The organism is Ideonella sp. P3_A4, from assembly GCF_056403075.1.
This window is the reverse complement of the sequence record NZ_JBFUGE010000969.1, coordinates 1-1,628: the sequence shown is the minus strand read 5'-3', so window position 1 is coordinate 1,628 and position 1,628 is coordinate 1. Positions and strand designations below refer to the sequence as shown.

Annotated in this window: 2 protein-coding genes; one reads left to right on the top strand and one right to left on the bottom strand. The window is 66.1% G+C overall.

All coding sequences use genetic code 11. From position 1 onward, the window contains the following. Window positions 1–154 precede the first annotated feature (154 nt). Window positions 155–559 carry a DUF1761 domain-containing protein gene (locus AC1DYI_RS34970; protein ID WP_477208692.1) on the bottom strand — a complete coding sequence of 135 codons (405 nt, stop codon included), beginning with the start codon at window positions 557–559 and terminating at the stop codon, window positions 155–157. 91 nt (window positions 560–650) lie between these two features. Between AC1DYI_RS34970 and AC1DYI_RS34965 the strand changes: the two genes are divergently transcribed. Further along, window positions 651–1,628: sensor histidine kinase (locus AC1DYI_RS34965; protein ID WP_477208691.1), on the top strand; the 978-nt coding region annotated here is incomplete at its 3' end.

Below are 1,628 nucleotides of genomic sequence, written 5' to 3'. Positions count from 1 at the left end.
TACCAACACTGAGTGGCGTTGTTGGGGGCCCGACTCGTCGGGCTGCAGGTTGAACCCGCACGTGGCAACGCGTGCGGGTTTTTGGTGGCTCGGCGATCGGTGTGTGCGTCGGGCGATTGGCTGTMTCACCGGTCGCATTCATGGCAGCCCTACCCTATTTCCAGACGCCGAGCACGCCCCCCATCAGCGTGTAGGCGAGCATCTGGTAGCCGCTGTTGATGAGCCAYAGCTTCAAGGATCGCTGCTCGAACAGATAGATCACGCCCAGCGACATGGCCACCCAACCGATCGCCGCCGCGGCGCCGGCAAACAGGCCGAAGCCGAGGCTGGCTTTCGGCCCGATGAAGGCCGCCAGGTTGAAGGCCATGACCAGCGAGGCCAGCCCAGCCAGGCCAAAGATCCGCCCCATCGGCGCGTCGCGGGTCTTCTGCTCGCTCAGGCCAGCCTCGTTCATCCAGGCCTTTGCAAACAACAGCGGCGAATACCACAGCCCGCCCAGGGCGAAGCTCAGCAGGGCAGCCACGAATATGGCGGCGAAATTGAAATGGACAGGCTCCATGGTGCTCGGCTCGCGTTAGTGTTGAGGCTTCACAGCCTGCCGGCGCAGCGCCACCCACGCCACCCGTCGCTGGCCGAACCCGGAAAAACACGTGCTCAAGGTCGACATCTCGCCGCCGAACTCGCCGCACCTGCCGCATCTACCCGATGGCCGGCAAGCGCAGACACCGGTCCAGTTGGACGACCGGCCGGTGATGGTGGTGGGCATCTTCGCCTTCGGGCTGTCGATCCCCTGGCTGACCGGGCTCTACGGCCCGTTGACGCCCCGACAGGGCATGTACTGGGCGGGCACGGTCGGTTTCATTGCGCTCGCGGCGGCCATCTGGCTGGGCAACCGCTGGCTGCTGTTCAAGCAGCGCGAGCACTTCGACTGGTTCAACACCCCGTGGCGCAAGTTGATGATGGTGGTGGCGGCCAACGTGCTGTACACGGCACCGATCACCGCGCTCGGCCTGCTGGCCTGGTTCTCTGTTGCCGCGCTGCCGGTGGATGCCAACGCGCTGCAATTGGTCGTGCTGACCAACGTGATCTGCGTCCTGTTCGTGACCCACGCCTACGAGACGATCTTCCTGATCCGCGAACGCGAATCCGACCTGATGCGGGTGGAGCGGCTCGAGCGCGCGCGGACCCAGGCCGAGCTGGCCGCGCTCAAAGCCCAGGTCGACCCGCACTTCCTTTTCAACAGCCTGAACACACTCGGCCACCTCATCGCGCAAGACGTCGGGCGCGCGCGCGAGTTCTGCGACACCCTGGCGGAGGTGTACCGCTACGTGCTCGACAGCCGTCAGCACGATCTGGTGCCACTCGGCGACGAACTGGCCTTCGTGCGCCACTATCACCGGCTGCTCGAATTGCGGTTCGGCGACGCGATGCCGCTGCTGGGCGCCGATGCCCTGGCGGCGGTGGCATCGCGTTGGCTCATCGTGCCGCTGGCCTTGCAGGGCCTGCTCGAAAACGCGGTCAAGCACAACCAGGCCAGCACCACCGAGCCGTTGCCGGTGCACCTTGCGCTCGATGACGGCGTCGTCAGCGTCGGCAACCCGGTGCGGCCCCGGCGCAGCGCACTGCCT